Origin of the sequence: Streptomyces sp. NPDC048254 (assembly GCF_043201895.1) — a bacterium.
Lineage (GTDB): Bacteria > Actinomycetota > Actinomycetes > Streptomycetales > Streptomycetaceae > Streptomyces.
In genome coordinates this window covers 51716-78179 of record NZ_JBICZJ010000032.1, presented here as the reverse complement: position 1 = coordinate 78179, position 26464 = coordinate 51716, and the positions used below count along the sequence as shown (strand labels likewise).

At 70.2% G+C, this 26464-nt stretch carries 20 protein-coding genes and 3 pseudogenes; 13 read left to right on the top strand and 10 right to left on the bottom strand.

Translation table 11 applies throughout. The features are described from left to right. Positions 1-162 precede the first annotated feature (162 nt). The 4 genes and pseudogenes from ACGFZQ_RS49275 to ACGFZQ_RS49260 all read left to right on the top strand — a co-directional run bounded on the left by ACGFZQ_RS49275 (position 163) and on the right by ACGFZQ_RS49260 (position 3525). A complete protein-coding gene (locus tag ACGFZQ_RS49275; RefSeq protein WP_393846037.1) occupies positions 163-453 on the top strand; it encodes a WhiB family transcriptional regulator in 291 nt (96 codons plus the stop codon). 133 nt (positions 454-586) lie between these two features. After that, a pseudogene (locus ACGFZQ_RS49270) lies at positions 587-667 on the top strand (hypothetical protein); the annotation flags it as partial. A gap of 394 nt (positions 668-1061) precedes the next feature. After that, the gene (locus ACGFZQ_RS49265) at positions 1062-1661 is read left to right on the top strand and encodes an XdhC family protein (RefSeq protein WP_393846036.1); all 600 of its coding nucleotides are present in this window, start codon (positions 1062-1064) and stop codon (positions 1659-1661) included. Positions 1662-1782: 121 nt separating this feature from the next. Then, entirely contained in the window at positions 1783-3525 is a 1743-nt protein-coding gene (locus ACGFZQ_RS49260) for a pyruvate dehydrogenase (protein WP_393846035.1), read from the top strand. A gap of 86 nt (positions 3526-3611) precedes the next feature. Here the strand turns inward: ACGFZQ_RS49260 and ACGFZQ_RS49255 are convergent, their stop codons facing one another. The 4 genes from ACGFZQ_RS49255 to ACGFZQ_RS49240 form a co-directional block, all read right to left on the bottom strand. Beyond that, positions 3612-4349 (bottom strand): YoaK family protein, encoded by a 738-nt coding sequence (locus tag ACGFZQ_RS49255; RefSeq protein ID WP_393846034.1) that lies wholly within the window; start codon positions 4347-4349, stop codon positions 3612-3614. Further along, complete coding sequence (locus ACGFZQ_RS49250) at positions 4330-4854, bottom strand: DoxX family protein (protein WP_393846033.1); 525 nt, start codon at positions 4852-4854, stop codon at positions 4330-4332. The genes ACGFZQ_RS49255 and ACGFZQ_RS49250 overlap by 20 nt, the downstream gene beginning before the upstream one ends. A 54-nt stretch (positions 4855-4908) precedes the next feature. Then, entirely contained in the window at positions 4909-5571 is a 663-nt protein-coding gene (locus ACGFZQ_RS49245; protein ID WP_393846032.1) for a hydrolase, read from the bottom strand. A 128-nt stretch (positions 5572-5699) separates the two neighbouring features. Further along, positions 5700-7586 carry an amidohydrolase gene (locus ACGFZQ_RS49240; RefSeq protein ID WP_393846031.1) on the bottom strand — a complete coding sequence of 629 codons (1887 nt, stop codon included), beginning with the start codon at positions 7584-7586 and terminating at the stop codon, positions 5700-5702. A gap of 425 nt (positions 7587-8011) precedes the next feature. On the opposite strand from ACGFZQ_RS49240, the gene ACGFZQ_RS49235 reads away from it, so the two are divergent. Further along, positions 8012-8989 carry an alpha/beta hydrolase gene (locus ACGFZQ_RS49235; RefSeq protein ID WP_393846030.1) on the top strand — a complete coding sequence of 326 codons (978 nt, stop codon included), beginning with the start codon at positions 8012-8014 and terminating at the stop codon, positions 8987-8989. Positions 8990-9176: 187 nt separating this feature from the next. Here ACGFZQ_RS49235 and ACGFZQ_RS49230 read toward each other — a convergent pair whose 3' ends face one another. Both ACGFZQ_RS49230 and ACGFZQ_RS49225 read right to left on the bottom strand, forming a co-directional pair. Continuing rightward, on the bottom strand, positions 9177-10304 hold the full coding sequence (locus ACGFZQ_RS49230) for a low temperature requirement protein A (RefSeq protein WP_393846029.1): 1128 nt from the start codon (positions 10302-10304) through the stop codon (positions 9177-9179). Between the two features lie 50 nt (positions 10305-10354). Continuing rightward, positions 10355-11722 (bottom strand): dihydrolipoyl dehydrogenase family protein, encoded by a 1368-nt coding sequence (locus ACGFZQ_RS49225; protein WP_393846028.1) that lies wholly within the window; start codon positions 11720-11722, stop codon positions 10355-10357. A 237-nt stretch (positions 11723-11959) separates the two neighbouring features. Here ACGFZQ_RS49225 and ACGFZQ_RS49220 point away from each other — a divergent pair, with 237 nt between their 5' ends. From ACGFZQ_RS49220 to ACGFZQ_RS49205, 4 genes are all read left to right on the top strand, one after another. Next, entirely contained in the window at positions 11960-12538 is a 579-nt protein-coding gene (locus tag ACGFZQ_RS49220; RefSeq protein ID WP_393846027.1) for a Dps family protein, read from the top strand. 140 nt (positions 12539-12678) lie between these two features. Then, positions 12679-13290, top strand: coding sequence for a LysR substrate-binding domain-containing protein (locus ACGFZQ_RS49215; RefSeq protein WP_393846026.1), 612 nt, complete (start codon positions 12679-12681; stop codon positions 13288-13290). A gap of 346 nt (positions 13291-13636) precedes the next feature. Continuing rightward, positions 13637-14740 carry an LLM class flavin-dependent oxidoreductase gene (locus ACGFZQ_RS49210; RefSeq protein ID WP_393846025.1) on the top strand — a complete coding sequence of 368 codons (1104 nt, stop codon included), beginning with the start codon at positions 13637-13639 and terminating at the stop codon, positions 14738-14740. Next, positions 14737-15351 carry an FMN reductase gene (locus tag ACGFZQ_RS49205; protein WP_393846024.1) on the top strand — a complete coding sequence of 205 codons (615 nt, stop codon included), beginning with the start codon at positions 14737-14739 and terminating at the stop codon, positions 15349-15351. Before ACGFZQ_RS49210 ends, ACGFZQ_RS49205 begins: the two co-directional genes overlap by 4 nt. 1964 nt (positions 15352-17315) lie before the next feature. Here the strand turns inward: ACGFZQ_RS49205 and ACGFZQ_RS49200 are convergent. After that, on the bottom strand, positions 17316-17678 hold the full coding sequence (locus ACGFZQ_RS49200; RefSeq protein WP_393846023.1) for a helix-turn-helix domain-containing protein: 363 nt from the start codon (positions 17676-17678) through the stop codon (positions 17316-17318). 717 nt (positions 17679-18395) lie between these two features. On the opposite strand from ACGFZQ_RS49200, the gene ACGFZQ_RS49195 reads away from it, so the two are divergent. Continuing rightward, on the top strand, positions 18396-18827 hold the full coding sequence (locus tag ACGFZQ_RS49195) for a transposase (RefSeq protein WP_393846041.1): 432 nt from the start codon (positions 18396-18398) through the stop codon (positions 18825-18827). Positions 18828-18838: 11 nt separating this feature from the next. Here ACGFZQ_RS49195 and ACGFZQ_RS49190 read toward each other — a convergent pair. Beyond that, positions 18839-19526 (bottom strand): annotated as a pseudogene (locus ACGFZQ_RS49190) (IS5 family transposase); the annotation flags it as partial. A gap of 206 nt (positions 19527-19732) precedes the next feature. Here ACGFZQ_RS49190 and ACGFZQ_RS49185 point away from each other — a divergent pair. The 3 genes and pseudogenes from ACGFZQ_RS49185 (at position 19733) to ACGFZQ_RS49175 (ending at position 21051) form a co-directional block, all read left to right on the top strand. After that, the gene (locus tag ACGFZQ_RS49185) at positions 19733-20071 is read left to right on the top strand and encodes a response regulator transcription factor (protein ID WP_393846022.1); all 339 of its coding nucleotides are present in this window, start codon (positions 19733-19735) and stop codon (positions 20069-20071) included. 98 nt (positions 20072-20169) lie between these two features. Then, positions 20170-20783, top strand: a pseudogene (locus ACGFZQ_RS49180) (alpha/beta fold hydrolase); the annotation flags it as partial. 112 nt (positions 20784-20895) lie between these two features. Then, positions 20896-21051, top strand: coding sequence for a hypothetical protein (locus ACGFZQ_RS49175; RefSeq protein ID WP_393846043.1), 156 nt, complete (start codon positions 20896-20898; stop codon positions 21049-21051). A gap of 357 nt (positions 21052-21408) precedes the next feature. On the opposite strand, the gene ACGFZQ_RS49170 is transcribed toward ACGFZQ_RS49175, so the two are convergent. Then, the gene (locus tag ACGFZQ_RS49170) at positions 21409-22410 is read right to left on the bottom strand and encodes a helix-turn-helix domain-containing protein (protein ID WP_393846021.1); all 1002 of its coding nucleotides are present in this window, start codon (positions 22408-22410) and stop codon (positions 21409-21411) included. A gap of 150 nt (positions 22411-22560) precedes the next feature. Next, on the bottom strand, positions 22561-26424 hold the full coding sequence (locus ACGFZQ_RS49165) for a S8 family serine peptidase (protein ID WP_393846020.1): 3864 nt from the start codon (positions 26422-26424) through the stop codon (positions 22561-22563). Between the last annotated feature and the right edge of the window lie 40 nt (positions 26425-26464).

Sequence of the window (26464 nt, the reverse complement as noted above, 5' to 3'; positions counted from 1 at the left end):
AGTCCGTGAGCTCGTGTCGCCGCACCATACGGGCGTCCTGCCCGGCCAACCACGAGATCCACCCACCCAACCAAGAGCCATCAGAAACGGCCTAGTCGTCGCTACCGTACTGATGGGGACCTCGACACGAACAACGATGTGGAACATCGAGCGGAGGTTTTCATGAAGACCCGGACCAAACCCCTTCTCGAAATGTGGGAGTGGCAAGCGGACGCTGCGTGCCGCGGCATGGACAGTTCTGTCTTCTTCTCGCCCAGCGGTGAGCGGGGCCTTGCACGCCGGCGGCGGGAAGAAGCGGCATGTGCGATCTGCCGGACCTGCCCGGTCAGCTCTCCCTGTGCTCTCTTCGCCAAGGCCTCTCGCGAGCCTTACGGCGTCTGGGGCGGTTACACGGAGGCGGAACGCCACGAGGGCATTGCCAGGCACCACGCGGCCGGAAATCCCACACGATGATGAGCGCAGGGGTGCGGCTCTCGCACGATCAGTTCCCGAAAAAATACGGACGAGGTGTTGTGATGGCCCAATGGACAAGGCGCGAGGGTGAGCGGCTGCTCACCGCGTCGTCGCCGTCCGGGGCAGCGCGCCGCTGAAACCGGGAGCGGCACTGTGCGCCGACGCCCACGGCACGCCCCTCGGCGGTGTGTCGGGAGGCTGTGTCGAAGGCGCCGTGTACGACCAGGCCCGTGAGGTGCTGGCGTCGGGACAGCCGCGGTTCGTCTCCTTCGGATACTCCGACGACGACACGTTCGCGGTGGGGCTGACGTGCGGAGGCGAGATCGACGTCTTCGTCCAGGCCGTGGACGAGGGCCTGGCGCGGGTCCTCGCCGCCGCGTACCTGGCCGCGGCGGCGAGACGTCCGGTCGTCGTGGCGCGGGTGATGACGGGACTCGACGGACAGGCCGGCGGAGCCGCCGCCGTGTGGAAGGACGGGCATCTGGGCAGCACCGGCAGCGCCGCTCTGGATCTCGCCGTCCTCGCCGACGCCCGCCTGTTGCTCCGTCACGGACACGCTCAGGGACGACACCGAGGACGACACCGTCGTACGGACCTACGACATCGGTGTGCAGGGCGAGCCCCGGGTTCTGTTCGAGGCCTGGTTCCCGCCGCCACGGCTTCTGGTGTTCGGGGCCGACGCCCACGCCGCCGCCGTGAGCCAGATCGGCGCATTCCTCGGGTACCACGTCACGGTGTGCGACGCCCGCGCCACCCTCACCACGCCCGAACGCTTCCCGCACGCCCACGAGGTCGTGGTCGACTGGCCCCACAGGTATCTGGCAGGTGTGGAGACCGATCGCAGGACCGTGGTGTGCATGATGACGCACGACCCGAAGTTCGACATCCCGGTTCTCGCCGAGGCGCTCGGCCGTCCACTGGCCTACGTGGGTGCGCTCGGTTCCCGGTGCACGCAGGGGCGAAGAGTCCGGGATCTCGCGGAGGCCGGCGTGTCCCCCGAGGCCGTGGCGAGACTGCACGCGCCCGTGGGTCTCGACCTCGGTGCGTCGACACCGCAGGAGACCGCGGTGTCCTTCGCGGCGGAACTGCTCGCGGTGCGCAGCGGACGCAGCGGCCGTTCGCTCTGTCTGCTGGATGGGGCCATTCGCGCGTCGGCGGGTGCGGAGCGCGCCGACCGCAGCGGGGCCGGGGATCGGTGCACTGCCTGAACGGATCTCGTGCACGGACAGGCACATGGTGCTCTGTGGTCTCTCCGACGTGGTCCCGAAAAGGGCCCGCTGTGCCCTCGCGTGGCGGCGCCTGGGGCACTGCCGGAACCCGAGGAGCACCATGGCCAAGCAGACCATTGCCGAACAGTACGTCGACCTCATGGCCCGTGCCGGTGTGCGCCGCATGTACGGCGTGGTGGGGGACAGTCTGAACCCCGTCGTCGACGCGGTCAGACGGCACGACGCCATCGAGTGGATCCAGGTCCGCCACGAGGAGGTCGCGGCGTTCGCCGCCGGTGCCGAAGCCCAGCTCACCGGTCGGCTCGCGGCCTGCGCAGGCTCCTGCGGACCGGGCAACCTCCACCTGATCAACGGCCTGTACGACGCCCACCGCTCGATGGCGCCCGTGCTCGCGCTGGCCGCCCAGATACCCAGCGGCGAGATCGGCACCGGTTACTTCCAGGAGACCCACCCCGACCGGCTGTTCGCCGAGTGCAGCCACTACTCGGAGCTGATCTCCTCACCCCGCCAGATGCCGCGCGTGGTGCAGACGGCCATCCAGCACGCCGTCGGCCGCCGCGGCGTCTCGGTCGTTGCGCTCTCCGGCGACACCGCCGCCGAGGACTCCCCGGACGCGGCACCCGAACTCGCCATGCCCCTGGACCTTCCGGCCATCCGCCCGAGCGAGACGGAACTCGCCCGGCTCACGGCACTGGTGGACGCCGCCGAACGCGTCATGGTGTTCTGCGGCCGGGGCGTCACCGGCGCTCACGCGGAGGTGATGGCCTTCGCCGAGAAGGTCAAGGCGCCGGTCGGCCACGCGCTGCGCGGCAAGGAGCACATCCAGTACGACAACCCGTACGACGTCGGCATGTCCGGACTGCTCGGCTACGGCGCCGCCTACGAGGCGATGCACGAGGCCGACCTGCTGATCCTCCTCGGCACGGACTTCCCGTACTCCGAGTTCCTGCCCCGTCACGTGCGCACGGTTCAGGTCGACGTCCAGCCCGAGCGCCTCGGTCGCCGCACCCAGCTCGACCTCGCCGTCTGGGGCGACGTGGGCGAGACCCTGCGCTGCCTGACCCCTGCGGTGCGGGAGAAGACGTCGCGCCGCTTCCTCGACCGCATGCTGGAGCGGCACGCCCACGCGCTGGAGAGCGCGGTGAACGCCTACACCCACAACGTCGACAGGCACACCCCGATCCACCCCGAGTACGTGGCAGCGGTGCTCGACGAAGAGGCCGCCGACGACGCCGTGTTCACCGTCGACACCGGCATGTGCTGTGTGTGGGCGGCGCGTTATCTGACGCCGAACGGCCGCCGTCGCATCCTCGGTTCGTTCGTGCACGGCTCCATGGCCAACGCGCTGCCCCAGGCGATCGGCGCCCAGTTCCTCGACCGCGGCCGGCAGGTCGTCTCCCTCTCCGGCGACGGCGGGTTCTCCATGCTCATGGGCGACTTCCTGACGCTCGTCCAGTACGGCCTGCCGGTGAAGGTGGTCGTCTTCAACAACTCCTCCCTCGGCATGGTCGACCTGGAGATGATGGTCGACGGCCTGCCCCCGCACGCCACGAGCTACCCGCACACGGACTACGCCGCCATCGCCACGGCGGCCGGTGCGCGCGGCATCCGGGTGGAGAAGCCCGGCGAGGTGCGCGAGGCGCTGCGCGAGACCTTCGCCCATGAGGGTCCCGCGCTGGTCGACGGCGTCACCGATCCCACCGCGCTGGCCGTCCCCCCGAAGATCACCGCCGAGCAGATCAGCGGCTTCGCGCTGTCGGCGAGCCGGACGGTCCTGACCGGAGGCGTCGGCCGCATGGTTCACCTGGCCCGGGCCAATGTGCGCAACATTCCGCGTCCCTGAGCGGGGACACGGATACGTCTGAGCCCCCTGGGTCAGGGGGCTCAGACGTATCCGGTACGCCCTTGTGGGGCAAGCAGTCCCCAGTCTCAGGACGGTGACCGGGTCCAGGCCGGATCGCCGGACGAGAGGCGGTGGGTGGTCACCGAGGTGACCGCGAGGAGCAGCAGCGCCAGGCTCAGGGTGAGCACGAGGTGGCCGTGCAGAACCAGCTGGGCTCCGGTGAAGGCGCCGAGGAACATCGCCAGCACGGACAGGACCCGGCGGCCGGGCCGCGGCGCCGCACCGCCGGCCGGGGTGGAGTCCGCGGCCAGCCCCGTCAGGGTCAGGGTCAGTACGGTCGTGGTGAGGTCCGGTACGCCGAGGCGCCGGGCGACCGCGTTCTGCAGCCCCATGCCGAGCCCGAGGAACACGATCAGTGTGTACTGGACACCCGTGGTGACCCGGCCGTCGGTGACCGCGGCGGCGGCCACGGTGACGGCGACCAGCACCGTCTGCACGGCGGTGGCCGTCTTCAGCAGGTTTCCACGGTGCGTCGCGAACCGGGTGCCCAGCCTGCCCCCGGTGAGCGCGCCGACGAGGAACGCCGTCAGGGCGACGACGGAGGCGAGCACGGACAGGTTCGCGGCACCCACCAGAGCGAACCCCAGGAACACCACGTTGCCGGTCATGTTGGCGACGAAGACGTGCCCGAGCGCCAGATAGCTCACCGCGTCGACCAGACCGGTGACCACCGTCAGGGTGAGCATCAGGGGCGGCAGCGGGCCGTGGCGGTCCTGTCGGGGTGGTACGAGTGTGCTGACCGCGTCACTCAGCAGCCTGCGCATACTGCTTCCTTTCCGATTCGTCGGACGGGCGGTGCAGCACCACGCGGGTGAGCAGTCCGCTCACCGGGCCGGCCACGACCGCGGGGAGGACGACCCACAGCGGCCAGGGCGTGATGCCCAGCGCCTGGTCGAGCGACCACCGGCCGGGCCCGGCGAGGGCCAGCGCCGCGGAGACGACGACGAGGACCATCGGATACTCGTAGCCGTCGTTCTGCACCCACAGGCCCTTGGGCCATTTGACGGTGCCCGCCACCGTCATCACACCCATGGCGGCCATCGCGGCCAACGGCGTGAGCAGTCCGGCGGCCAGGAACAGGCCGGCCCCGATCTGACTGGCTCCCGCGACGATCGCGGTCAGCCGGCCGCCGCGGAACCCGTCGTGGCGGAACTCCTCGGTTCCGCCCGCCAGGCCATGGCCCCCGAGCCGGAAACTCACCTTCTGAACTCCGTGGCCGGCGATGAGAAGTCCCGTCACCAGCCGGAGGACCAGCAGTCCAGCGTTCATCTCTTCCTGCCTGTTCCTGACTCCGTCCTTGACTGCTTGCGAAGGAGCCGGGGATCAGCCGGCGGCGTGGGCCCCGATGACGGCCTGCGCGTAGACCATCCCGAGGCCGTAGGTGCCGCCGTGTTCCTTGACCACGTCGCTCACGGCGGCGTACGTCTCGGTGCGGTCCCAGTCGCGCTGCAGCTCCAGCAGCACCTGCACCCAGGTAACCGGGACCGCGCCGGCCTGGACCATGCGCTGGATGGCGTGTTCGTGGGCCTGCGGGCTGACGCCGCCGGACGCGTCGGTGACCACGTAGACCTCGTAGCCCTGGGCGATGGCGGAGAGCACGGGCAGGACGATGCAGACCTCAGTCCACAGGCCGGCGAAGACCAGCTTCTTGCGGCCGGTGGCCTTGACCGCCTCGACGAAGTCGGCGTCCTCCCAGGCGTTCATCGTGGAGCGGTCGATGATCTTCTGGTCCGGGAAGACCTCGGCGAGCTGCGGCATGATCGGGCCGGAGAAGGACTCGGCGGCCACGGTGCTCAGCACGACCGGCACGTCGAACACCTTGGCGGACTTCGCCAGGCCGACGGTCGAGTTGATGATCGCGGTGCGATCGCCACTGCCGGTGCCGAAGAACATCTGCGGCTGGTGGTCGATGAACAGCACCGCGCAGTTGTCCGGGGTGAGCAGGTCGGGGCTGGGGGCCGCGGTGACTTCGGAGATGTTGACCATGACAGGGCCTTTCCAGGTGTGGTGATCGCGGACCGGTGTCCGCTGTTGAGCGCAACCGCGCGATAGGCGGCGCGAGCTGGGGTGGTGTCCCGGGAGGGGCGGCTCGTGACCGGGCCCCTCCCGGGAGATCAGAGGGAGAAGCAGGGATCGAAGAACGTGCTCGCTGCCTCCGGGGCCAGGCCGCGTCGGGCGCGCCACTGACGGTGCTGCTCCGACTCGGTGACGGCTTGGCCGAGCAGTTCGGCCTGACGGGCGCCCGACAGGCCCGTACCGGGCGTGGCCTGGTAGCCGCCGAAGTGCGCAACCGGGCTCCAGTGGGGGCTGACCGGCGGCAACTCCTCGTCCAGGCCCTCGTACTGACCGGCGGCGTAGACGATCCGGCCGCCGACGACCGTCAGCAGGGCCTCGATGTGAGCGATGTCCGGCTCAGGCACGGTGAAGTAGTCCTCGGACAGGACCGCTAGGTCACCGAGGAAGCCCGGGCGCAGGACGCCCTTGATGCCCTCCTCCCCGGTCAGCGCGGCACCTGCCTCGGTGAACATGGCCAGTGCGGTGCGGCGGTCGACCCGGTTGTGCGGCGGGCGGACGACCAGGTCACCCACGGTGCGGCCGGTGATGAGCCAGTGCAGGGCGACCCACGGGTTGTAGGTGGAGACCCGGGTCGCGTCGGTGCCGGCCCCGACGGTCAGGCCACGCTCCAGCATGGCCCGGATCGGCGGGGCGTCCGCGGCGGCACCGGGACCGTAGCGGCGTACGAACGCCTCGCCCTGGAAAGACAGCCGGTTCTGCACGGACATGGCGCCGCCCAGGGCGGCGATGCGGTCGAGACTGTCCGCGGAGACGGTCTCCGCATGGTCGAACAGCCACCGGTTGCCGGCCGGGAAGAGCCCTTCCGCGGCCAGCTTCTCGAACACCGCCAGGTCCCGGCGGATGGTCTCGTCATAGGTGGCGTGCAGCCGGAATCCCCAGCCGTTCTCCATGAGCAGACGTACGGCCTTCTCGAATTCCGCCTCATAGTCGGCGAGGTGTGGCCGTGGTTCGGCGAAGTTCTCGAAATCCGCCGCCGCCCACGTCAGATTCTCGCCCGCGCCATTGAGGCGCAGCCATTCGTCCCCGTCCTCGGGGCGGGCCATTTCGATCCAGCGGGTGAGATCGTCGATCTCCTGGCCGGCGGTCTGCGGAAAGAGATGATAGGCGATGCGCAGAGACAGCTGACCGGCCTTCGCCAGTTCGGTGACCGTGCTGTAGTTGTCGGGGAAGTTCTGGAACCCTCCGGCCGCGTCGATCGCCGACGTCAGGCCGAACCTGTTCAGCTCCCGCAGGAAGTGACGGGTGGAGGTCTTCTTGTCCTCCCCTTCCAGCACCGGGGCCTTCGCCAGGGTCGAGTAGAGGATCAGGGCGCTGGGAGCGGCGAGCAGCATGCCCGTGGGCTCACCGTCCCGGCCCCGTACGATCTGGCCGCCCTTGGGGTCGGGGGTGTCCCGGGTGAATCCAGCGGCCTTGAGAGCCGCCCGGTTGAGCACCGCCGAATGGTAGAGGTGCAGGACGAACACCGGGGTGTCCGGCGCGGCCGCGTTCAGCTCGCTGACAGTCGGCAGCCGCCGCTCGGCGAACTGCTCGGCCGACCATCCGCCCACCACCCGCACCCACTGGCCCTTGGGCGTACGGGCCGCCTGCTCGCGCAGCATCGCCAGGCCCTGGCGCAGTGTCGGGACACCGTCCCAGCGCAACTCCAGTACGTAGTTGAGCCCGCCTCGGATGACGTGCAAATGCGCGTCGTTGAGGCCGGGAACCATCCGGCGGCCGCAGGCGTCGACCACCTTCGTGTCCGGGCCGACATGGGAGGCGACGTCGTTGTCGTCGCCGACGACCGAGATGACACCGTCGCGGATGGCGATGGCCTCGGCCTGCGGGCGGACCGGGTCTCCGGTGTGGATCTTCGCGTTGCGGACGACCAGGTCCGCGGCGTTGTCGGTGGCGCGGGGAACCAGCCCACCGACCGGCATCGTGGACACCTTTCGACAACCTCCTGTGGGATGAACGGCTTCGATTGCCATTGCATCGAATTCCATGTGCGTGGACAGCGGCGGGCGTAAAGAGTCGGGGACTGCGCAATTACTGCGCCGAAGCTGAACCGATCAGCATTCCGGGTGGGGTTCCCGTGCGATACACAGGCCCGGGCCCGGCGCCCCTCGACTGCTGCGCCGCCAGGCTATTTCGAGCCAAAGCGTCCGTTTATCCCGGCAGTGCACTGGATGCGTTCCGACAGTGCACTGCCTCTCCATGCACTGTGGGGTCAGTTCCGATGCGCTCACGGACAACGTCGGCCGCCTGAGCGTCCTAGCGTGGCGACTGACGACTCCGCAGACCTCTGCGCCTGTCCCGGAGCCGCCTCACCCCGCCGGAGAGACCGGCGCACCATATGAACCGGGAGATCCACATGTCCGACTCCGACGCCTTCGTGCCAGGCCAGCCGGTCCTGGAGCCGGCCGCAGCCGCGTTCGCCGAGGCCACGGCCAACCCGCCCTACCTCTTCGACCTGCCCCCGGCGGAAGGCCGCAAGGCGGTCGACGAGGTGCAGTCCGGCGAGATCGAGAAGCCGGCGGTCGATGAGGAGTGGATCACCGTCTCGGGCGGTCCGACGGGCAGTGTCCGGGCCCGCATCGTCAAGCCTGCCGGCGCCGAGGGGGTCCTGCCGGTGGTCCTCTACATCCACGGCGCGGGCTGGGTGTTCGGCAACGCCCACACCCACGACCGTCTGGTGCGTGAACTCGCCGTCGGCGCGGGCGCCGCCGTGGTGTTCCCCGAGTACGACCTTTCGCCCGAGGTCCGCTATCCGGTCGCCATCGAGCAGAACTACACGGTGGCGAAGTGGGTCGTCGAGCAGGGCGCCTCGAAGGACCTGGACGGCTCCCGGATGGCCGTGGCCGGCGACTCCGTCGGGGGCAACATGACCGCCGCGCTCACCCTGATGGCCAAGGAGCGCGGCGGCCTCCCGCTGCGTCAGCAGGTGCTGTTCTACCCGGTGACCGACGCGAACTTCGACACGCCCTCCTACCACCAGTTCGCCACCGGCTACTTCCTGCGCCGCGACGGCATGCAGTGGTTCTGGGACCAGTACACAACCGACGAGACCGAGCGCGCCCAGATCACCGCGTCCCCGCTGCGCGCCACCACCGAGCAACTCACCGGCCTGCCCCCGGCCCTGGTCATCACCGGTGAGGCCGACGTGCTCCGCGACGAGGGCGAGGCCTACGCCAACAAGCTGCGCGAGGCCGGCGTCCCGGTCACCGCCGTGCGCTTCCAGGGCATCATCCACGACTTCGTGATGCTCAACGCGCTGCGCGAGACCCATGCCGCCGAAGCCGCCATCACGCTGGCCACCGGCACCCTGCGCACCGCGCTGCACACCCGCTGACACTCCGTTCCGGGCTCACCTCCGCCCCTGCCCGAGGAGGTGGCGATCTGATCCGCACGGCGGTATGGGCACGGGCTGACAAGGCGACGGACGGCATGGCGGCCGCGCGGACGGACTTCCTGTACGGTGTCCGTCCGCGTGGCCCATTCGTGTTGGCTCAGGGCCGGGATTCTGCTGCGGGGCCTGGTCACCGGCGCGGCACCGTGACCACCGCGACCAGGCCGGCCACAAGCACACCGGCGATAAGCGCGGGCACCGGGGACCAAGCGGCCGCCAAGACCCCGACCGCGGCGACGGGGAACGGAATCCGCTCGGCCAGGCTCCTTTGGTGTGGCCGCAGGTGCACGACCCAGACCGTGATCAGAAAGACGGCCGCCGGAACAGTGACCGCGGCGCCGGCGGCAACCGGCGAGGCCCCGGTGCGACGCGTGACGTGATCGGCGTACGCGGCCAGGCCGGCGCCCTCCGCGGTCGCCGAGGCGAAGATCAGGTAGTGGCCGTAGGCCCAGGGGAATCGCCTCCGGTGGGCCCGGTGCGTCGTGGCGAGCAGCGTGTGCGCGGGGCGGGCGAAGTACAGCCACCACATGGCGTACGCCAGGAGCAGGCCACCGGCCGCCAGCGCGTACAGCGAACCGGTGCCGTGATGCCGGTCGAAGGCGCTGCGGACTGCGACGGTGGCGGCTGCGACGGACTCGCCGAGGACGATGAGGGTGAACAGTTCGTAGCGCTCGGCGATGTGGTGCGGATGCCAGGGCGTCATCCCGGCGGACTGCGCCCACACCGGAACGGACACCTCGGCCACGATCATCACCACGATGCCCGGCAGCCGTACCGGAACCGGGACGGCGAGCAACCCCACCCAGCCGAGCTGGCATACCGTCACCCCCGCGGCGAAGCGCAGCGTGGTTTTCCGCCGGGCGGGATCGGACAGCGCGGCACGCAGCCACAGCGCGGCCAACGCCGTGCGCAGCACGACGTACCCGAGCGTGATGACGTGCAGATCCCCGTCCTCGAAGGCGCGGCGCACGCCGGCGGCGAGGATGAGCGATCCGGTGATCTGCACCAGCACCGTCAGCCGGTATGTGACGTCGTCGGGGTCGTAGGCTGAGGCGAACCAGGTGAAGTTCATCCACGCCCACCAGATGGTGAAGAAGACCAGCCCGAAGCGCAGCACACCGCTGCCGTAGTCCCCTTCCGTCAGCGCCCCGTGCAGGCTGGTGGAGGCCTGTGCCACTGCGACGACGAAGCACAGGTCGAAGAAGAGTTCCAGCGAGGTGGCGGATCGGTGCGGTTCGCCGGGGTCACGGCCCATCATGGTGCGCCACCGCCTGGCGCCCGGGTCCGCCCGTATGGTCGGGGTGCGGTTCAGCGGAGGGCTCCCAGGGCCGCCTCGATCGTCCGGTGAAAGGTGGGGTAGGTGTAGATCATGTGCTGAAGCCGGTCGACGGGTACCTCGGCATGGACGGCCACGTTCAGTCCGTACAACACCTCCCCGCCCACCGGACCCGCCGACGTCGCACCGATCAGCACGCCCCGGTCGGCGTCCTCGACGAGCTTGATGAACCCTTCGTTGCCCGGCCCGTGGATCCAGCCACGCGTGGAAGAGGCGACGGTCACCACGCTGGTGCGCACGCAAAGCCCCTGCTCTCGCGCCTGTCGCTCCGTCAGGCCGACGGCCCCGATCTCCGGATCGGTGAACGTGACGCGAGGCAGCGCCCGGTAGTCGGCGGCGGGTCCGGGCTGCCCGAGGATGTCCCGGACGGCGATCTCCGCCTGGTACATCGACACGTGGGTGAAGGCGCCCCGGCCCGTGATGTCGCCGACCGCCCACAGCCCGTCCCCGGCCCGCATCCGCCCGTCCGTGGGAACGGCTCCCGCTGCCGGATCGAGGCCCACCGAGTCGACCGCCAGCGGGGTCAGGTCGGCCTGACGTCCGGTGGCGACCAGGAGCCGTTCAGCGCTCAGCAGTTGTTCGTCGCCCTCAAGGCGGACGATGAACTCGGAGCCGTCATGGCTGACCTGCCGCGCCCGAGTACCCGTGAGGACGGTGACACCGTCCGCACGCAGCACCTGAGCGGCCAGCTCCCCTGCTTCCGGCTCCTCCTGCGACAGCAGCCGGTCCTGCCCCTCGATCACGGTGACCGCACACTTGAAGCGGGCGAAGACCTGGGCGAGTTCGACGCCGATGGCGCCCCCGCCGAGCACCACCATGGACGCCGGTAGCTCCTTGGCCGCCATGGCGTCCCGGTTGATCCAGTACGGCGTTCCTTCCAGACCCGGCACCGGGGGGATCCGGGGCCGGGTGCCGGTGGCCAGCACGACACCCCGCCGGGCCTCGAAGGTGCGGTCACCGACCGTCACACGGCGCGGCCCGGCGAGGCGCCCCGTCCCCCGGACGAGCCGACCGCCCTTCGCCGTGAAGCGGTCCGCGGCCACCTGGTCGTTCCAGTCATCGGTGGCCTCGTGACGGATCCGTCCGGCGACCCTGCCCCAGTCCGGAGTCACGACCGCTTCACCGGCAAGGGCGGGAACCCGCCCCGCCTCGGCGAGCAGGTTCCCGGCCCGGATCATCATCTTGCTGGGCACGCACGCCCAGTACGGACACTCGCCTCCGACGAGTTCCGCCTCGACCCCCACCACGTCCAGCCCCGCTTCGGCCAGCGTGCCGGCGACATACTCGCCGCCCGGCCCCAGCCCGACGACCACCACGTCCGCCTGCTCGTTCGCGCTCATGCCTCTCCTCGTTCCGCCGGCTCTCCGGGCATGGACTGTCCGGTCGACGCTAGAGCGGCCGGCAGGCGGCCCGAGTCCGCCGGCGCACGGATGCTTGACCGAGAGCGAACGCCGAGGACAGGGACCGGCACAGTGCGCTGGCGGGCACCACCGCATGCACTGCAGGTCAAGACACCCCCCGACCGGGCACCTAGCGTCACCGGGGTACGCACAGCACGGAACCGCAGGAGGCGGACCATGACCACCAACTCCCCATCCGCACATAGCAGCCAGCCCCTGCTGCACCAGAAGGGCGAGGTGATCCAGGAGTTCGGGACCGTCAAGCAGTTCCCCATCGCCCTGACCTACGAGGCGCGGATGTATTCCTGTCAGCGCCTGAACAAGGTCCTCGCGGACACGCAGATCCTCTACGGCCTCTACAAGAAGCACCACTGGCTGATGCGCGGCGCGACCTTCTACCAGCTGCACCTGCTCCTGGACAAGCACGCGGGTGAACAGCTCGACATCATCGACACCATCGCCGAACGCGTCCAGTCGCTGGGCGGCGTTGCGGTGGGAGACTCCCGGCACGTCGCCGAGATCACCTCGATCCCGCGGCCCCCGGACGGCGTGGAGGAGGTGCCGGCCATGCTGTCCCGGCTGCTGGAGGCCCACGAGACGATCCTCATCGATGCCCATGACGCCACCGCCCGGACCGCCGAGTGCGGTGACGACGGCACCATCGACCTGCTGGTCTCCCAGGTGATCCGGACCGGCGAACGGCAGGCGTGGTTCCTGGCCGAGCATCTGGTCGACACACCGCTGGTTCGCGCTTGAGGAATGGCCGCGGCTGCCCCAACGTACGTGAGGCGGTACCTGGAGCGGCATGAGCCGCCATCCGCACGACGGACCGCCGCCTGCACACGATGCAGCGACGATCGAAGCCCGTCGCCTTCGCGCCGGACGGAGCGCTGTCCGTGTCCAGCACGGTCCGAGCTCTCGAACGCGAACTGGGTACCCCCTTGTTCGACCGCACCCCGGTCGGCGAGGCCTTCGTACCCGCCGCACGAGCGACGCTCCGCGCCGCCGAACCGGCCCGGGATGCCGTCGATGCCGTACGGGGGCAGCTGCGCGGGCGGGTGACGGTCGGCACGATGCAGGGGGTATGGGCGGGACTCCACCACGCCTTGGCCGCGCTGCGTGCTGAGCATCCCGGCGTGGTCGTGCACCTGCGACAGGCGGCCGTCGCCGACATCCGTCAGGCACTGCGTGAGGGCACCGTGGACCTGGCCGTGGTGGTGCTCGACCGCCGGCAGCAGCGCGGGCCGGCGGTCCGGCTGCTGTCCCGCGAGGACATGGTGCTGCTGGCGGCGCCGCGGCGCGTGCTCACCGAGGCGAGCCCGAAGGGCGAGGTCCGGCTCGCGGACTTCGCCCGGCTGCCGCTGGTGGACTTCACACCTGGCTGGGCCATCCGCTACACGGTTGACCGGGCCTTCCGGGCAGCGGGCGTCGACCGCAGCACGACGTTCGAGGTGAACGACATCGTCGCGGCAGCCGAACTGGTCCGCATCGACCTGGGCATCACCTGACGGGGGCCGTGTCCCGGTCGTCACCGCGTCGTACGTCCTGCCGGGTTGCGCGCCGGTTGTGAGCTAAGGAGCTACACGCGAGCTGGGCACGGACCGTCGCTGGGCCAAGGCCGGTCGCGATGACATCGTCTTCGTAAGTCGGCCCAGTCGACGAACGCTGCCTTCTTGAACGCTGCCTTCTTGTGCAGCCACTGCGCGGCTTGGGGCTCGGAACCTCCGCTCCGACGACCGGGGCACGCGAGGAGAACGCTGTGGGACCACTTCCCGTGCACGCACAGTCATCCCACCCATGCAGGGGACTCCTACCGTTCGAGAACCACTCAATCACCTGATAACTGGAGGAACCTTGCAGTTCGGGATCTTCAGCGTAGGCGACGTCACACCGGACCCCACCACGGGCCGGACGCCGACCGAGCGCGAGCGCATCAAGGCCATGGTCGCCATCGCGCTGAAGGCCGAGGAGGTCGGCCTGGACGTCTTCGCGACCGGTGAGCACCACAACCCGCCGTTCGTGCCCTCGTCCCCGACCACGATGCTCGGGTACGTCGCCGCGAAGACGGAGAAGCTGATCCTCTCCACCTCGACCACCCTGATCACCACCAACGACCCGGTGAAGATCGCTGAGGACTTCGCGATGCTCCAGCACCTGGCCGACGGCCGGGTGGACCTCATGATGGGCCGCGGCAACACCGGCCCCGTCTATCCCTGGTTCGGCCAGGACATCCGGCAGGGCATCGACCTCGCCATCGAGAACTACGCCCTGCTGCACCGCCTGTGGCGCGAGGACGTCGTCGACTGGGAGGGCAAGTTCCGCACCCCGCTCCAGGGCTTCACCTCCACCCCACGGCCGCTGGACGGCGTACCGCCGTTCGTCTGGCATGGCTCCATCCGCTCACCGGAGATCGCCGAGCTGGCCGCCTACTTCGGCGACGGCTTCTTCCACAACAATATTTTCTGGCCGGCCGACCACACGAAGCAGATGGTCGAGCTGTACCGGGAGCGCTATGCCCACTACGGGCACGGCACGTCCGAGCAGGCCATCGTCGGCCTGGGCGGCCAGGTCTTCATGCGGAGGAACTCGCAGGACGCGGTGCGCGAGTTCCGGCCGTACTTCGACAACGCGCCGGTGTACGGGCACGGGCCGTCCCTGGAGGACTTCACCGACCAGACCCCGCTGACGGTCGGCTCCCCGCAGCAGGTGATCGAGAAGACGCTGGGCTTCCGCGAGTACGCCGGTGACTACCAGCGCCAACTGTTCCTCATGGACCACGCCGGGCTGCCGCTGAAGACCGTGCTGGAGCAGCTCGACCTGCTCGGCGAGGAGGTCGTACCCGTACTGCGCAAGGAGTTCGCCGTCGGACGCCCTGCGGACGTACCGGAGGCGCCGACCCACGCGTCGCTACTCGCTTCCGCTCAGGAGAACTCTTCGGAAGGGGTAACCGCCGCATGAAGCTCGTCGCCGTATCCGCAGGTCTGAGCACCCCCTCGTCCACGCGCCTACTGGCGGACCGTCTCACCGACACAGTCCGCGACGAACTCGCCGATCAAGGCCACAAGGCGGAAGTGGATGTCATCGAGTTGCGTGCCCTGGCTGTCGCCATCGCCAACAACCTCGTCACCGGTTTTCCCCCACCGCAGCTGGCCGGCGCGCTCGAAGCGGTGACGAGCGCCGACGGCCTGGTCACCGTGACACCGGTGTTCAGCGCCGCGTACAGCGGGCTTTTCAAGTCCTTCTTCGATCTGCTCGATCCGGGCGCGCTCGCGGGCAAGCCGGTCCTGATCGGCGCGACGGGCGGCACGGCCCGCCACTCCCTTGTCCTGGATCACGCACTGCGCCCGCTCTTCACCTACCTGCGGACCGTGGCCCTTCCGACCGGCGTGTACGCGGCATCGGAGGACTGGGGATCCGGCAGCGACGCGCACACGGAAGGCCTGCCCGCACGCATACGCCGGGCAGGCAGGGAGATGGCCTCGATCCTGGCCACCAGAGCAGCGCATCCGGTGCCCGTGGACGACCCGACCCTGCCCAAGAAACAACTCTCGGATCTGCGCTTCGACTGAGCACCTCCCGTCGCGTCCCCCTCGGTCAGTGGCGTCTGAGGGCCTCAGGTCTTTCTTTCCATGGCTTCGAGGGGCGCGGCACCCATCTGCCGGCCCACCTGCACAAGCCGTCCCAGCTGTGTGCGGCCCGTGCGCGGTCGCCCTCGTCGACACCGAAGGCCACCTGCGCGCTTTCCCCGACACCCTGCAGGGCAGCTGTCCGTCAACGGCGCCGCCGTTCTGGTCTGGGTGACGATCTACCGGCCCGGGGCGGAGCTCAAGGGAATGCCCCGAGTGACCTGGGGCACGACGCGGGTCGGCACCAGCAGCAAGCGCCGTGCAGCCGGGCCGATCACGACTGGGCGAAGACGCGCGACGGGTGCAGTACCCGGGTTCATCACAGCGGCCGCTCTGCCTGCATGCCATGGGGACAGAACCGCCCACTTCGGCCTTACGGGCCCAGACGACAAGTGATCACGCGCGCCGGAGACCTGAACACGTTGCTGAGGACACTCGCCAGGCGCCAGGGCACAGCTGAGCCGCGGGCCACACTCTCCGAGCCGACAGCACCGTTTCGAGACGCGCGCACCTGACCTGTCACCTGCGCTCCCTTCTTGCCGCTCTATTGGATGACAAGAATTTTCCGGGGGCAGGGCGGGTTCAATGGGAGGCCTGGATGAGCCGTCTCAGCCCGTGCTGCAGGCTGCCCGGTACGAGAGCGGCGCAGGCGCTGTTCGCTTCTCCGGATGAGGGGTTCCTGTGGCAGCTGACTCTAGGCAGGAGCTGCTGGCTGGGCGGTCAGCCTTCGGGCGCTACCTCCTGCCCTGCCTTGGAAATCTGGGGTGTCACGGCCCCTCCTGAACACCTCCGGCAACTGGGCTGCGGTCAGGTTCGCAGGTCTCCTGCACAGGCGCCGTAGCGACTCTCAAGGTCGTCACACGAGGTCAGAGCAGCGCACACCGGCGGCATGCAAGGGCCTGGGAAACTGCGCGCGTTGGACAGCCAACACACCTTGCACTCCGGGCAGATCGGTCTGGCTCGGAGCCGAGCGTGCGTGCCTGTGCCGGCAAGGCCCTACGGTGATCGCCATGCAGCCCACCGACGGTGCCACTGCCTCCGCCAACCCCAGCTGGGTCGTGGCGGACATGGGGGCCCTGATCCACCAGTGTGATGCCAAGCTGGCCGAGCACGACGCCCAGCTCAACCGGTTGGCGTCGGGAGTCGCGGCTCTGGAATCACAGATGGCGGCGGTGCGCTCCGAGCGCCAGCAGGTGGTGGTCACCCGCGAGCGGGCGCTGCACGTCCAGGAGACACTCCTCGCGGCGGCGCAGGCCGGGGTCGCTCTTCGCAGCGGGCGGCTCGATGGAGACGCCATGTTCAAGGATGTGTCTGATCCTGACAACCGGGATGGCGCCGACAGCGGCGAGAGCGAGTCGCGGACCCGACGGAGACGGCGGCCGCCGGGCCGACCGCCGAGGGCACCCGCGCAGCCGCGACCGGTGAGCCGACGGCATTTGACGCTTCGAATCTCGGCCCGCGCAGCCTGCAGGTCCTGCAGATCGTCACAGCGTTCCCGGCCAGGAGTGGACCCCGAGGCTGCTCGCGGTACGGCTGGAGGGCCCGGAGGCCGAGGCCGACCAGAAGGCGCACAACCGTGCTCGGGCTCTCCTGGACGATCTGGCCAAGAAGGAACTCGTGCTGAAGAAGCACCGGGACAGCCGACTCCGCTACTTCGTCGCGGCCACAGCTACGGAGGCCGCCTAGAAGGTCCCATTAGGCGACCGCCTCCCGCGCGCCAGCAAGGTTCCTAGGCCGACGCAGCACGCGCGGGGGGCGGTCTGACGACTCTGGGCCGCACCCCAACGCTACCGGGTCATTCTCGGACGAGGGGGTGTTCGGCCTGCCTTTTCCCCCGATCGGGAGGTCGACCCCTATGCGACAGACACATCATCGGACTTTTCCAGACCGTTCGGCCTGGCCGTCAACTACCCCTCGCCGCTACGCCGACGCGAGGGAATGGGCTGGTGACGGGCACCGTCATCGTCCATTGGCCATTCGGTGTGACGCGGCCAGAGCATCTCGTCGAGCGAGGCCTCAAGACTCGCGAGCGTAAACATGTCAGGCCATACGGTTCCGGCGAGGATGTTGGAGATGACCTGCCGGTTGACGCCGGAGGCGTCGGCCAGTGCGTTGGCCGAGAAGCCGCGTCGCTCCATCGCCTCTGCCAGGGCCCGGGCAACGGCCTGCCCCACCTGCGCCTGCCGGACGCTGTCCATCACCGAGTACGGCCAGTCGCCGGACACGGCGTAGTCGCGCGGCTTCTTCCCACGTCTCGTTCCTCCGGGCATGCGACCAGTGTGACGGACGGGATACCGACTTGCGCACCTCGCCCCTGCGACCGTAGGGGACCGCGAGGCGCACGACCGGATCTTGAGCGAACGGGCCACGCACGCGGCACTCGCGCTCCGCAGCACGCTCGACGGGTGCCCCCTCGAAATCGAATAGACAACCGGATACCTGCGAGAACGGCTTGCTGAGCATCCCGCTACCTAATTTACTCGGGGTCCAGAGGGCCGCCGAATCGTCCATAGAGTGCAGAGAGCGCAGGTCGGATGCACTCCGACCTGCGCTCTTCCGTGGGGTCTGTGAGACGAGTGTGAGACGTCTGCCGTCAGGACGCGTCCTCTGTCGAGGGCTCCTGAGCACATTGTGCCTTGCCGCTGGGCGAGTGTGGTTTGCCCTTGCCGCTCGTGGACACGTGGCTGCCGCAGTTCCGGCAACGCCGGATCCGCTGCCCGTGGGCGTCTGTGTCGGGTGCGCCGACGTGGCTGGCGACCTGGTGAGCTTCGCCGCCCACCTGCGGCAGCTCGCCCGCACCGTCAACCACGCCGCTCCCGTGGAGCGTGCGGCATGACGGCCACCATCCCCTGCAGCACGGCCAGTGCCGCACCCACAACCCCGTCGGCGACAACGACGAACCCACCCACATCAGCGAGACACTCACTGTCACCCTCGTCCACGGGGAAGAGGCATGCTCGACGCTGTCAAAGCCCCCTTTCAACCCCATGGCGACGACCCTCGACCCCGGAGCGGTCCTGGCGGGGCTGGGGGCTGGGGGCCTCAGCGTGCCGAGCAACGCTCAAGACCTGTGGATCGTGGCTCGGGTGGCACGCGAAGGGCGTACCTTCCAACGCGTGGTCCCGGAAGCGCCGACCCGGCCTCAGGGAGGCGGCCGACGCCGACATGGCGACCGGGAGGTGCCGGCTGCGATCGTGTTCGTGGCGACGTCGGGCTGCACGTGGCAGCAACTGCCCTCCGCCTCGTTCGGGCCGTCGGGAGCCACGGCCCACCGTCGCTTCGCCGAGTGGTCGAAGGCCCGAGTGTGGGCGAAGCTCCATCGCCTGGTCCTCGATGAACTCGGCTCCCGTGGTGAACTGGACTGGTCGCGCTGCGCGATCGATTCGGTGAACATGCGGGCCCTGAAAAGGGGGACCTGACAGGTCCGAATCCGGTAGACCTGCAGCCAGGCGATGGTGCGCTCGACCACCCACCGGAAGATGCCCAGGCCAGAGCCGTGTTCGACGCCTCGCTGGGCGATGACCGGGTGGATGCCGCGCTGCCACACCAGGCGCCGGTACTTGTCGTGGTCGTAGCCGCGGTCGGCAAGGAGCGCGTCGGGCCGGTGTCTGGGCCGGCCCACGACTCCGGCGACGGCCGGGATCTTGTCGAGCAGGGGCAGGAGCTGGGTGACGTCGTTGCGGTTTCCGCCGGTCAGCGACACCGCGAGCGGGATGCCCTGGGCGTCGGTGACGACGTGGTGCTTGCTGCCCGGCCGTGCGCGATCGACCGGGCTGGGTCGGCTTTTGGGCCGCGTCGGGCGGCCCGGACGTGGGAGGAGTCGATCAACGCCCGTGACCAGTCCAACTTCTTCGCGGCCCGCAGCTTGTTCAGCAGCACCAGGTGCAGTGCGTCCCACACGCCGGCCTCGTTCCAGGCGGCCAGACGCCTCCAGCACGTCATCCCCGAACCGAAGCCCAGCTCCTGCGGCGGTACTCCCACTGGATGCCGGTATGCAGCACGAACAGAATCCCGCACAACGCCTGCCGGTCCGGCATCCGCGGCCGGCCCTCGACCACCTTCGGCGCCGGCTCAGGCAGCAACGGCTCGATGAGCGACCACAATTCATCCGAGACGATCCACGGCCGCGACTCCCTCTTCCCCACGACCAGACCAACGACCACCCAAGCGGATCTTCGTCGACACCAACCGCGCGTTCCTGCACCAGGCCGGACGAAGCCGAAATCAGGTCGTAGGCCGCTATCTGTTCGACGCTTTCCCCGGCCAGGACGACATCGTCCTCGCCGCCCTGCGCGCGGGCGCCAACGGCTTCCTGAGCAAGACCGTGAGCCCTGCTGAACTCGTCGACGGAATCACCGAGGTCGTGCGCGGTGGCGGTGCGCTGTCGGCCGCTGCCACGGCCGCGCTCCTCGGTCACATGACCGACAGTCCGCCCCCGCTGATCGACAAGGAACTGCTGCGGCGCTTCAGCGCTCTGACCCCCAGGGAGCGAGACGTGGTCGTTCTGGTCGCGAGCGGTCCCGGCAACGACGAGATCGCGGCCCGGATGTCCGTGTCGCCGTACACCGTGAAGACGCGCGCGGCCCGAGCCATGACAAAGGTCGGCGCCCGCGACCGAGCCCAACGGGTCTCCTTCACCTTCCGGGCCGGCCTCTACCCCTGAACCTGTCGACCTGTCCGGCGGATCACGGGCGGCCCTGGAGGTGGACGCGCATGTCACAGGCCGTATTCCGGGTGCGCTTTGCGGTCGGCGGTCCGCGTATGTCGATCTTTGATGTGTCTCCCGGAGTCTCCATGGCATACGAAAGGTTCGGCGACCCTGGGGACCCGCCTGTCCTGCTCGTGATGGGTTTCGGGGCGCAGATGCTCGCCTGGCACGAGGACTTCTGCCAGGCGCTGGCAGATCGCGGCCGTTACGTGATCCGGTACGACAACCGTGACTGCGGGCTGTCCACCACGTTCGACAGTCACCCCGTGGACATGGGGAAGCTCATTGCCACCGTGAGCTCGGGTGACATACCCGCCGCCCAGGCGATGGTTCCTTACCGGCTTCTCGACATGGCCGACGACGGCCTTGGCCTGCTCACCGCGCTGGGTGTTGCACGCGCCCATGTGGTCGGTGCATCGAGGGGCGGAATGATCGCTCAGACTATGGCACTCTCCTCCCCGGAGCGGGTGCCGGCCCAGCCCAGAAGCCCAGGCGGTGCTGTTCGGCCCGAAGTCCGCGGATCGCGAGGGGGTACGTCGCGGCGGCGGAGAAGGAGCTGGTGTGGGCCTCCAAGCGGTACGGGGACGCTGCTGTGTTGCGCGAGTTGGCCGCCGCCCAGTACGACCGCGCCTACTACCCCGCGGGCATCGCCCGACAGCTCGGTGCAACTTCTTTCCTCCGCTTCCGGACCGTCTTCTCGAAGCGTGGGACTTGCCGGCACCCGACGACCACAACCCAGCATCGGCGGCCGCGGCGAGGCGGGTGCGCCAGGCGGCGTCGTGCTTGTCGCGGACATCGGGCCCTGGCGCGGCTGCCACGGCGGCGTGGAGATCGGTTCCTGGCTACACCGCCGGCTCACCACCTGGCCTGTTCTCGCCCCCGGCCAGCAGCAGTTGATGACCGCACTTGGCCTCACCCCCGGGAGCAACCGCTGACCCCACCCGCCGCACCCGCCGCACCTTCGCCCAGACCGTCCAACTGCTGGATCCGCTCCCGGACGTCAGGGACTCATCGTGCAGGCCCTCGCACCACTGTTCCCCGGCCTTGTGCTGCGATGGGTGGGACAGGGTTGGCTCCCTGCATGGTGACTCCCGGTGACGGCGAGAACCGGCCCTGTCAGCGGGAATCCCCGGCGAGCATGCCCGCCTGGTCGCCGCCGGCCGATGCCACCGGGCCCGCCGCCCGGCCGCCGCGACCGGTCCGTACGGGCTCGGCCGCGCCGGGCCGGCCCCGCATCGGACGGTGACCCACCAGGACTGACGAGCAGTCAGTTCGCCTGGGAGTGGCGGGACTCAGAGCCAGCCGCGGCGAGCGGCCTGCCAGGCGAGCTGCATCCGCGTGTCGGCGCCGGCGAGCGTCATCATGTGCTGGATGTGGCGCTGCACGGTGCGCCTGCTCAGCCCCATCTGACTCGCGATGGCCTTGTCGGCGACACCCGCCACGAGCAGCGAGAGCAGCCGGCGGTCGGTCTCGGCCAGCGGGTCGGCGTCGACGACCCCGCCGGTGCCCTCCACCCCGCCGGACGCGCTGACGTTCAGCGGGACCGCGGTCTCCCAGTAGCGCTCGAAGAGCGAGATGAGCGCCTCCAGCAGGCTGCTGCCTCGCACCAGCGCGGCCGTCGCCACCTGGGGACTGCCCTGGGGCCCACCGGGGACCAGCGGGCAGATGGCGATGGCGCGGTCGGCCACGGCCAGGCGCAGCGGCAGGTGCGGGACCGAGCGGGCCACCTCACCGGCGCGCACACCTTCCACGACGTTGTCGACGGCGCCCTCGTCGTTGAAGAAGGCCTGCTCGTACAGGACGCGGTAGCGCACCCCGCGGGCGAGGGCGTCGTACTCGGCGCGGTTGCTGCCTGAGGGCATCGCCACGTACTGCGCCTTGCAGAACCAGAGCATCTCGTGGCACGCGTTGTCCTGCATCTGCCGCAGGTGCTGGCGCAGCGCCTCCGCTCCGGTGATGACCTCGATGAGCTGGCCGGGGTCGTGCCTGCGGCGCGTACTGCGGTAGCTGTCGAGGAGGTCGGTGACGGCGGTACGGGCCTTGTCGAGCGCGTCGGCGTTACGCTGCAACCGCGGCAGCAGTGCCACGTCGGGCGGTACGGCGGCGTAGTGCAGCGGATCGCGGTCGGTGGGGCTGGCGAGGCCCTTGCCGCGCAGCGCCGCGAGCACGGCCTCGACGGAGTCGCGCGGGAGCCCGGTCCGGTCGGCGACCTCCTCGGCCGACGCGGTCGCGGTCCCGACCAGGAGCCGGTAGACCGTCTCCTCGATCGCCGTGAGACCTGCCGCCTCCAGCATGCCGTGCCCCTCCCTCGCCGCGGCCGGCCCCGAGAAGCGGAACGGCCCGTTGAAGTTTGCACCGCGAGCCACCACCGGGCAAGCAAACGGCGGGTGCCAGGGCTTCCGCCCGGGCACCCGCCGTCGTTCAGCCGTTGCGCGGGGCCGCCGTCACCGCCCCGAGGAGGGGCCGCGGTGCAGGTAGGCGCGGTCGACCGTCTGCCGCACGGTGTTCCCCGCGGCGTCCACAGCGGTCACCCGCAGGCTGACGTACGCGTCCCCGTGCACCCCCGACGGCCGTTCGACCGCGGCGGTGAACCGCGTGCCGCCGTGCCGCGCGGTGCGGGCGGTGTGCGCGGTGTGCCAGGTACGGCCGTCGTCGTAGGACGCCTCGACCTTGAGCGTAACCCCGCGCGGGGCGGCCAGGCCGTCCGGCATCCGTACGTTCAGACCCAGCGTGTGCGACCGGCGCGGACCCACCGCGTTGCGGAGGTCCACCGGCGCGCTGTAGTCGACCTGGAGCAGCGGCAGCAGCGTGGCCGTCGCCGCGGTGTCCGAGGTGAACGTCCAGGACGTCCTGGTGCCGGTGCCGAACTGCCAGTCGGCGGAGGTACGGGCGGTGGTGAGGTCCAGCCGGTAGCCGGCCTTGCCCGCGGGCACCTCGAATGCGCCCCAGGCCCCGGTGCCGGACTGCGCCACGAGCCGGCCGTTGCGGTACACCTCGGCGTGGGCCACGTCGCTCGGGTCGCCCACCGCGGACGCCGCGGCACCGGTGCCTACACCGCCACCCAGCGAGCTGGCCTCTGCGAACGACCAGTGGCCGGACTGGGAGTCGGTGAATTCCGGGATGTACAGGGACAAGGTGTCGCCGTTGCGCACCGAGCCGGGCCAGCCCGTCACGCCGTGCGGGATCGACGGGCGCACCGGCCCCGCGAACCACTTCTCCGCGGCGTGCTGCCCGGGCCGGTAGGTGCGGGCGGCGTCCTGCATGCCGACGCCCAGCTCGAGGTCGCGGTCCATGACGGTGTCGTGGTGCACGGTGTGGCTCCACAACGTGTCACCGGCCGTCACGTACTCGGTGCGCTGCTGTCCCACCGGCACGTCACGGGTGTACTGGTTCCAGGCGAACTCCTGGTAGGGGCGCCAGCCGAAACGCTGCTCGCTCGCCCAGGCCGAGGCGCCGGTGCGGGTGTAGGCGGCCTTCACCACCGCGCTGTTGCGTTCGCTGACCGTGTACACCAGCTTCTCGGGAACCCGCTGCTGGGACACCTGCATCACGTCGTACAGGTAGGGGCTCTTCACCGTGCCGGAGAAGCCCACCGTGGTGGGGTGTGCACCGGCGCGCTTCAGCAGGTCGGTGCCCTCCGTCGCGCCGGCGCGCATGATCGGCAGCGCGAGGCGGTCGCCCTCCGGCTGCCAGCGCGTCCAGGGGAAGAAGCCCTCGGGCATGACGAGCATCAGCGCCTTGGCCCCGGCGTCCGCGGCGGCCTGCGCCAGCTCGGTGTCGTTGCCGAAGTCGTAGCGGACGACAGCGAGCTTCCCGCGCACGTGGGCGGCCTTGAGGTCCGCGGCGGTGCCCGCTCCGGCGTCCACCGCGGTCAGCCGGAGGCCCTTGTCGTCGAAGACCGGAGAGGTCGGCAGGTAGTACGGGGCGAAGGGCGCCGAGGTGCCGGACACCTTCGCCCGCAACTGCGGGGCCGTCATCTGCCAGCGCGAGGCGAACTCGAAGGTGCCGTCGGTGACCTGCGCGGTCGGGCTGACGTAGATGCGCTTGGCGACGTCGAAGAACATGACGCCCTGGATCAGGCCATGTCCCTCGATGCGCCGGTACGTCTGGTAGCTGAGGATCCCGCGCTGCTCGGCGGGCTCGGGCGTGCGGATCTGCACCTGGGTGACCTTGGAGGCGTCCAGCGTCTCCGTGGTGTCCTTGGAGACCTTCACCTGCGGGTTGATCACCTCGACCAGTTCCTGGCCGTCCGAGGCTTTGTCCAGAGTGCTGAAGTCGACCTGGTAGGTACCCTCCTCGACGACGGCGACCGCGGGGTCGGCACTGGTGTACGAGACGAAGCCGTCCTGGCCCCAGATCGTCGGCAGCCAGCCCGGCAGCACCTTGCCCGCGCGGTCGCGGGCGATCACGGTGAGCCGGTGCAGCGGCGCGTGCACGACCAGGGAGAGCGTGGTGTGGGCGAGGACGCTGCCGTCCGCGCCGGTCGCGGTGGCGTAGCCGTAGTAGGCGCCGCGCTTGGCGTCCTTCGGGTCGGTGCTCAGCGGCACGTCGGCGGAGGCGCCGGGGGCGAGGTGGACGGTGCTCGCACCGGGCGCGACGACACCGGCCGTCAGGGCCACGCCGTCGGAGTTGGCCAGGGCCACGCTCAGCTTCAGGTCCACTGCCCTGTCACCGGTGTTGGTGTAGTGCAGGGTCGCCGACTGCTGCTTGTCGCCTCCCACCTGGACGGCGGGCAGCAGCACGCTGCCGGTGGCCGTGACCGCGCCCATGGCCGCGGCGACGTCGATCCGGCCGCCGCCCTGCTCGGTCACCTTCGTGCCCGGCACGGTGTGCGCGGTGCTGATCAGCGCGTCCTTCAACTGCTGGCCGGTCCAGCCGGGGTGCTGCTGCGCGATCAGCGCGACGGCACCCGCCACGTGCGGGGTCGCCATCGAGGTGCCGGACGCCGCCGTGTAGTTCGCGTCGACCGGGTCGCCCATGGTGGTGCCGGACGCGCGCGCGGCGACGATACCGACGCCGGGGGCGGTCACGTCGGGCTTGACGGCCTTGTCGCCGAGGCGCGGACCGCGGCTGGAGAAGGAGGCGAGGGAGTCGTCGCGGTCCACAGCGCCCACCGTCAGCGCGGCGTCGGCCGCACCGGGCGAACCGATCGTGGAGTCCCCGCTCTGGCCCGCGTTGCCCGCCGCGACGACGAAGAGGGTGTCGCCAGAGGCGGACAGCGTGTCGAGGGCCTGGCTCATCGGGTCGGTGCCGTCGGTCGGCTCGTCGGAGCCGAGGCTCATGTTGACGACCTTGGCGTGCTCGGCGGCCGCCCACTCCATGCCGTCGATGACCTGCGACTCCGAGCCGTAGCCGTCGTCGCCGAGCACCTTGCCGATCAGCAGCTCCGCCTTCGGCGCCACACCCTTGCGGGAACCGGAGGACGCCGCGCCCGTACCGCCGACGATCGACGCCACATGCGTGCCGTGCCCGAAGTGGTCCACGGTGTTCCCGCTGCCCGAGAAGTCCTTCGACTCCGCGATCCGGCCCGCCAGATCGGGGTGGGTGGCGTCCACACCGGTGTCCAGCACGGCCACCTTCACGCCCTGGCCCTCGTACCCGGCCTTCCACGCCGCAGGCGCGTTGATCTGCGCCGTGCTGCGGTCCAGCACCGGCGCGACCCGGCCGTCCAGCCACACCCGCGGGGTCGCGGCGGCGCGGGCGGTGCCCTCGGCGTCGCCCGGGTTCAAGGCCTTCCAGAAGGCGCCGAGGTCGTCGTCCGCGAGGCGCAGCGACCGCGCGCCGATACTGGAAAGGGTCCGCGCCGGGGCCGATGCCTCGTTGAACGCGGCGACCCGGTCCGCGACGGCGGCCGCGGCCTTCTCGCTCTTCGCGGTCGTCCGGGCCACGCCGCCGCGCGGGGAGGCGGAGACGATCAGCGGCAGCGCGGAGGTGGCGGCCTCGTCGTAGCCCTGGGCGATCAGGGTGGAGACGTCGAACAGACGCCGGTCCAGCGTCCCGGCGGAGACCAGGTCCGCGGCGTCCGACGGCAGCACCGTCAGGTCGCCGCCGTCCTCCTGGTACGTGCGGAAGACGATGCCCTCACGGCCGGGTCCCGGCTCGACCGAGGCGGCGCGGCGGCCGTCGGCCCCCGGCGTCACCGTCACGCGGTCGCCGGTCACCAGGCGTACGGTCACGGGCGGCGCGCCCTGGCCGTCGGCGGGTCGCGCCGCGGTGTCCTGGGGCGTCCGGGCGGAGGCGGCCGGTACGCCTCCGGCGGCCAGCAGCAATCCTGTCGATATCGCCGCCGTCAGGCGGATCCATGCCATCAGCCAAGCACCTCTCGTACAGCTGGGAGTCACGCGCTGT

Bases quoted from the DNA above. Each gene is read 5' to 3' on its own strand.
- ACGFZQ_RS49275 (WP_393846037.1), top strand. From the start codon at position 163: ATGAAGACCCGGACCAAACCCCTTCTCGAAATGTGGGAGTGGCAAGCG.
- ACGFZQ_RS49260 (WP_393846035.1), top strand. From the start codon at position 1,783: ATGGCCAAGCAGACCATTGCCGAACAGTACGTCGACCTCATGGCCCGT.
- ACGFZQ_RS49255 (WP_393846034.1), bottom strand. From the start codon at position 4,349: ATGCGCAGGCTGCTGAGTGACGCGGTCAGCACACTCGTACCACCCCGA.
- ACGFZQ_RS49250 (WP_393846033.1), bottom strand. From the start codon at position 4,854: ATGAACGCTGGACTGCTGGTCCTCCGGCTGGTGACGGGACTTCTCATC.
- ACGFZQ_RS49245 (WP_393846032.1), bottom strand. From the start codon at position 5,571: ATGGTCAACATCTCCGAAGTCACCGCGGCCCCCAGCCCCGACCTGCTC.
- ACGFZQ_RS49235 (WP_393846030.1), top strand. From the start codon at position 8,012: ATGTCCGACTCCGACGCCTTCGTGCCAGGCCAGCCGGTCCTGGAGCCG.
- ACGFZQ_RS49230 (WP_393846029.1), bottom strand. From the start codon at position 10,304: ATGATGGGCCGTGACCCCGGCGAACCGCACCGATCCGCCACCTCGCTG.
- ACGFZQ_RS49225 (WP_393846028.1), bottom strand. From the start codon at position 11,722: ATGAGCGCGAACGAGCAGGCGGACGTGGTGGTCGTCGGGCTGGGGCCG.
- ACGFZQ_RS49220 (WP_393846027.1), top strand. From the start codon at position 11,960: ATGACCACCAACTCCCCATCCGCACATAGCAGCCAGCCCCTGCTGCAC.
- ACGFZQ_RS49205 (WP_393846024.1), top strand. From the start codon at position 14,737: ATGAAGCTCGTCGCCGTATCCGCAGGTCTGAGCACCCCCTCGTCCACG.
- ACGFZQ_RS49200 (WP_393846023.1), bottom strand. From the start codon at position 17,678: ATGCCCGGAGGAACGAGACGTGGGAAGAAGCCGCGCGACTACGCCGTG.
- ACGFZQ_RS49195 (WP_393846041.1), top strand. From the start codon at position 18,396: ATGGCGACGACCCTCGACCCCGGAGCGGTCCTGGCGGGGCTGGGGGCT.
- ACGFZQ_RS49170 (WP_393846021.1), bottom strand. From the start codon at position 22,410: ATGCTGGAGGCGGCAGGTCTCACGGCGATCGAGGAGACGGTCTACCGG.
- ACGFZQ_RS49165 (WP_393846020.1), bottom strand. From the start codon at position 26,424: ATGGCATGGATCCGCCTGACGGCGGCGATATCGACAGGATTGCTGCTG.